The organism is Mesorhizobium sp. M1A.F.Ca.IN.020.06.1.1 (assembly GCF_004023265.1).
Lineage (GTDB): Bacteria > Pseudomonadota > Alphaproteobacteria > Rhizobiales > Rhizobiaceae > Mesorhizobium.
Map to the genome: position 1 here is coordinate 1 of NZ_RZSR01000478.1, position 4,484 is coordinate 4,484.

Annotated in this window: 6 protein-coding genes and 1 pseudogene; 1 reads left to right on the forward strand and 6 read right to left on the reverse strand. The window is 62.8% G+C overall.

The features are described from left to right. The 6 genes and pseudogenes from EOA60_RS20170 to EOA60_RS20195 form a co-directional block, all read right to left on the reverse strand. Positions 1-831, reverse strand: a pseudogene (locus EOA60_RS20170) (excinuclease ABC subunit A); the annotation flags it as partial. Positions 832-1,580: 749 nt separating this feature from the next. Continuing rightward, positions 1,581-1,847, reverse strand: coding sequence for a hypothetical protein (locus tag EOA60_RS20175; RefSeq protein ID WP_095825348.1), 267 nt, complete (start codon positions 1,845-1,847; stop codon positions 1,581-1,583). 81 nt (positions 1,848-1,928) lie between these two features. Continuing rightward, positions 1,929-2,534, reverse strand: a complete 606-nt coding sequence (locus EOA60_RS20180) for an ATP-dependent Clp protease proteolytic subunit (RefSeq protein WP_067319749.1) — start codon at positions 2,532-2,534, stop codon at positions 1,929-1,931. Between the two features lie 22 nt (positions 2,535-2,556). Continuing rightward, positions 2,557-3,048, reverse strand: a complete 492-nt coding sequence (locus EOA60_RS20185) for an SRPBCC domain-containing protein (protein ID WP_067319751.1) — start codon at positions 3,046-3,048, stop codon at positions 2,557-2,559. Continuing rightward, complete coding sequence (locus EOA60_RS20190) at positions 3,045-3,359, reverse strand: metalloregulator ArsR/SmtB family transcription factor (protein WP_067319753.1); 315 nt, start codon at positions 3,357-3,359, stop codon at positions 3,045-3,047. Before EOA60_RS20190 ends, EOA60_RS20185 begins: the two co-directional genes overlap by 4 nt. A 44-nt stretch (positions 3,360-3,403) precedes the next feature. After that, positions 3,404-3,784: a cupin domain-containing protein gene (locus tag EOA60_RS20195; RefSeq protein ID WP_066992456.1), complete on the reverse strand. Its 381-nt coding sequence runs from the start codon at positions 3,782-3,784 to the stop codon at positions 3,404-3,406. A 194-nt stretch (positions 3,785-3,978) separates the two neighbouring features. Here EOA60_RS20195 and ssb point away from each other — a divergent pair. Further along, positions 3,979-4,484, forward strand: a 506-nt coding sequence (gene ssb / locus EOA60_RS20200; RefSeq protein ID WP_128311787.1) for a single-stranded DNA-binding protein, incomplete at its 3' end; no start/stop codon positions are given.

Genomic DNA, 4,484 nt, shown 5'->3' on the forward strand with positions numbered 1-4,484 from the left:
GCCGGACACCGGGCAGGCGAATTTTTCCGAGAACATGATGCGCTCATGCGTCTCGTTCTTCGACTTGTTGACCGAGTCCTCGCCCGTCCGGCTGGCGTCGAGCGGCTTGTCGGCGAACTCGGCCACCGCAAGCCCGTCGGCGAGCTTCAGCGCCGTCTCCATCGAATCCGCAAGCCGCGTCGCCAGATCGCCGCGAACTACGATGCGGTCGACGACCACGTCGATGTCGTGCTTGTATTTCTTGTCCAGCGCCGGCACGTCGGCGATCTCGTAGAAGACGCCGTCGACCTTGACGCGCTGGAACCCCTTCTTCTGCAGCTCCAGAAGTTCCTTGCGGTATTCGCCCTTGCGGCCGCGCACGATCGGCGCCAGCAGGTAGAGACGCGTGCCCTCGTCCAGCGCCAGCACGCGGTCAACCATCTGGCTGACCGTCTGGCTTTCGATCGGCAGGCCGGTGGCCGGCGAATAGGGAATGCCGACGCGGGCGAAGAGCAGGCGCATATAGTCGTAGATTTCGGTGACGGTGCCGACTGTCGAGCGCGGGTTGCGCGACGTCGTCTTCTGCTCGATCGAGATGGCGGGAGACAAGCCGTCGATCTGGTCGACGTCCGGCTTCTGCATCATTTCCAGGAACTGGCGGGCATAGGCCGAAAGGCTTTCGACATAGCGACGCTGACCCTCGGCATAGATGGTGTCGAAGGCAAGCGACGACTTGCCGGATCCCGACAGGCCGGTCATGACGATCAGGCTGTCGCGCGGCAGGTCGAGATCGACGTTCTTGAGATTGTGTTCGCGCGCGCCGCGAATGGAAAGATATTTTTGGTCGGCCATCGCCGGTCGCCGCCTCAGGTCTGGAATTTGCTGGATTGGCGGGTTTGTCCCGGCCATCCCCTATGTAGGTAATCTCGTCGCCGCGTCGAGAGACGCCACAATCTCGACCAAAGCGTTTAACCGCCTTTCGCGCGAGCGGGCAAGCGGAAAGAACAAAGGCCGAACACCCTCCTGACAAAGCGCTGTGGAAACAGCGGCTGCAAAAACCGTCGCGACCGATCAGTCGAAGGCATTCGACTTACCTGGACGTAACCTCCGATCGATCACATTTTTCTGTAACCGGCTCTTCAACGGTTGACGTCTCGGACCCATGGGGGCAGTCTCAAAGGCGTCAACGAAGCCGGCCGTCTGTCGATGGCCTCGTCACCCAGAGGTGGCCTGCGAGACGCCGCAGGCTTCAGCGATTTGCGCTTCGGACGACATTGCCACAACGGACCAGGAGCGGAGCATGACGCCACCGGACAGTCCCTTGAGGCTCCACGAAGCGATGGAGCCGCGGCGGGCATAGTGCCAGGGTAGGCGTGAGCGCCTCCCGAAAAACGTGACCTGCCGATTCCTACAATCAGAGACCATAGTCGGATCGTCGGCTGAAAGCCGCGTTGCATCCGAAACAGAACGCCGGCAGTCCACTCCCGGCTAAAATTGGGTTTCAGATCCATGAAAGCCCCGTCCACCTGCGGAAGCAGTGGCGGGGCTTGCATTTTGCGAGCCGGAGGTCCGTCGCCGGCGTCCGCAATGCGGGGTAAGCTTCAGTGGTTGGGAGGCCTGATGGCGCCCGTTGCCATGTCGATGGTTATGCTGCCCGAAATCCTGACATCGGTGTCGCCGATCTTGAACGTGCCGTTGCTGCCGGCTGGCAGTGCGTCGTCAGGCTCGGGCTGCGGCGCGGGCTTGGCGATACGGTAGTCGCTGCTCACGCCGGGCAGTTTTTGTGTCGAATTGTCGTCGGCAAAAGCGGCGGTGCCGACCGCAAGCACGCCGGCGACTGCGACAACGGCAAAACCCAGATTCGTCAAGGAACGCGCTCGGATCATGCGCGAACTATAGAGGCGCGCCGAAGGCGAGGCCAGATGCGCCGCAATCAATTTGCCGCGCGGTCAGGCCGCCTTCTTGCGCGTGTCGTAGACATGGTCGACGAGCCCCCAGGCCTTAGCTTCCTCGGCGGTCATGAAATAGTCGCGGTCGAGCGTGCGCTCGACCTCGTCGTAGGTCCGGTCGCAATGCTTGGCGTACAGCTCCGTCATGTGGCGCTTGGTGCGCAGGATGTCCTCGGCGTGGCGCTGGATGTCGGAGGCCTGGCCCTGGAAGCCGCCGAGCGGCTGATGCAGCACGATCCTGGTGTTGGGCAGCGCGATGCGCCGACCGGGCGAGCCTGCCATCAACAGGAATGAGCCCATCGAGGCGGCAAAGCCCATGCACACCGTCGACACCGGGCAGGAGATGTACTGCATGGTGTCGTAGATGGCGAAGCCGCTGGTCACCACGCCGCCCGGCGAGTTGATGTAGATCGATATCTCCTTGTCGGGATGATCCGATTCCAGCGACAGGAGCTGCGCGCAGACCAGCGCCGACACGCCGTCATTGATCTCGCCGTTGATGAAGACGATGCGTTCGCGGAGCAGCCGCGAGAAAATGTCGAAGGCGCGCTCGCCGCGGCTCGACTGCTCGATTACCATCGGCACGAGATTGGCAAAGGCGCTCATCGCAGATCTCCTCGTTCTTTGGTCAAGCCGCGCGCAGCGCCATGCTTGGCGCGTTGGCGGCAGCTGGGCTTTTGCGCGCGTCGAGCGAAATCCGGCAGCGGGCGCCGGAAACGGCGACGACAGGTTGCGCGACCGTCGCGAAACCATCATGGACGATGCTGAGATGCGTGCCGCCGGAAACCGTGCGCGCGAGCGTGAAGGTGACAATGCTGTCGAAGATGGGGCCGTCGAATGCCGGTAGCCGGTCGGCAGCGTCCACGCCCGGTCGCTCGCGCCAGGAATAGCGGAGCAGCTTGCCGGGGTCGGCCTCGAGCACTTCGCACTCGATTGGCGCGTTTGGTCCGGCAAAGGCAAAGCGCTCACCGATCGCCGGCTTGATGTCGTTGGGCATCAGCCACGCGGCGAGCAGTTCCGGCTCGGTGAGCGCCCGCCAGACTTTTTCCGGCGGATCGGGAAGCTCGCATTCGAAGCTGAGCGGCGCGTTGGCCGCTGCCGGGTGTTTGGCAATCGTCATTGGTCCATTTCCTTCAGAACCCTCTTCAAACGCTCGATGCGCTCCGGCCAGAAGGCGCGGTAGCGTTCGATCCAGCCGAGCAAGGGATCGAGTCCTTGCGGGTCGGCGCGGTAATAGGCGTTGCGGCCGGCGCGCCGCTCGATCACCAGTCCGGCGCCGCGCAGCACGGCAAGATGCTGTGAGACGGCCGGCTGCGACACGCTCACGCCGGCGCGCAGCTCGGACACCGTCAATTCGCCGGCCGCGAGCCGCTCGTAGACGGCCCGGCGTGTCGGATCGGCCAGCGCCCGGAAAATCTCTGCTTCGATCATGCACAAAGCATAAGTTGATACTTATTGGTTTGGCAAGCGCCGTTTTAGGCCGTCCAGCGTCTCACCGGCTCCGCCGCTCCGTCGAAGCTTGCCTCGAAGATTGGCGATGCGAGCACGGCATGGATGTGAAGCGTGCCGGAAGCTACGTTTCGAAAGCCATGCTTGCGGTGCGCGGGAATGATCAGGGACTGCCCGGCGGCAAGCACGGCCCGTCGGTCGTCGACCCACATTTCGGCTTCGCCGGCAATCACCGTCAGTACTTCCTCGACTTTGTGCGCATGCGTTGGTGCGCCGCTACCCGGTCCGACCCACTGCTCGAATATGCAAAGGCCCGCCGCGCCATTGGCGGCGGCAACATGCATGCGGGTTTCGACTCCGGCGCGCCACGTTTCGCGCGGCTGATCCTCATGCGAAACAACGTTCATTCCGATATCCCCCTTGTTTCCTGCCCAGGAATACTACCTGTTGCTGACATTCCTTGACAGAAACAGCGGTCAAGACTAGAACGAAGAGAGAACAAAAACCTTGTGGGAAAAGCCAGCCTTCGCGGGCATGGGCGAACCGCAGGCTGTAAGGTGAGCGACTTAAAATTTGTTTCGGATGAGCGCGGAGAAGTACGATGGCGGGTAGCGTCAACAAGGTCATTCTGGTCGGCAATCTCGGGGCGGACCCTGAAATCCGCCGCCTGAATTCGGGCGACCCGGTCGTCAACATCCGCATCGCCACGTCGGAAAGCTGGCGCGACAAGAATTCCGGGGAGCGCAAGGAAAAGACGGAGTGGCACAATGTCGTCATCTTCAACGACCAGCTCGCCAAGGTGGCGGAGCAGTATTTGAAGAAGGGCATGAAGGTCTATGTCGAGGGCCAGCTGCAGACGCGCAAATGGCAGGACCAGACCGGCAACGATCGCTACACGACCGAGGTCGTACTGCAGAAATTCCGTGGCGAGCTGCAGATGCTCGACGCGCGCGGCGAAGGCGGCGGCCAGGTCGGCAGTTATGCCGGCGGCGGCAACAGCCGGGGTTCCGATTTCGGCCAGTCGGGCCCGAACGAAGGCTTCAGCCGTGACGGCGGTGGCGGTTCCAGGGGCGGTGGCGGTGGTTCATCGCGCGAGCTGGATGACGA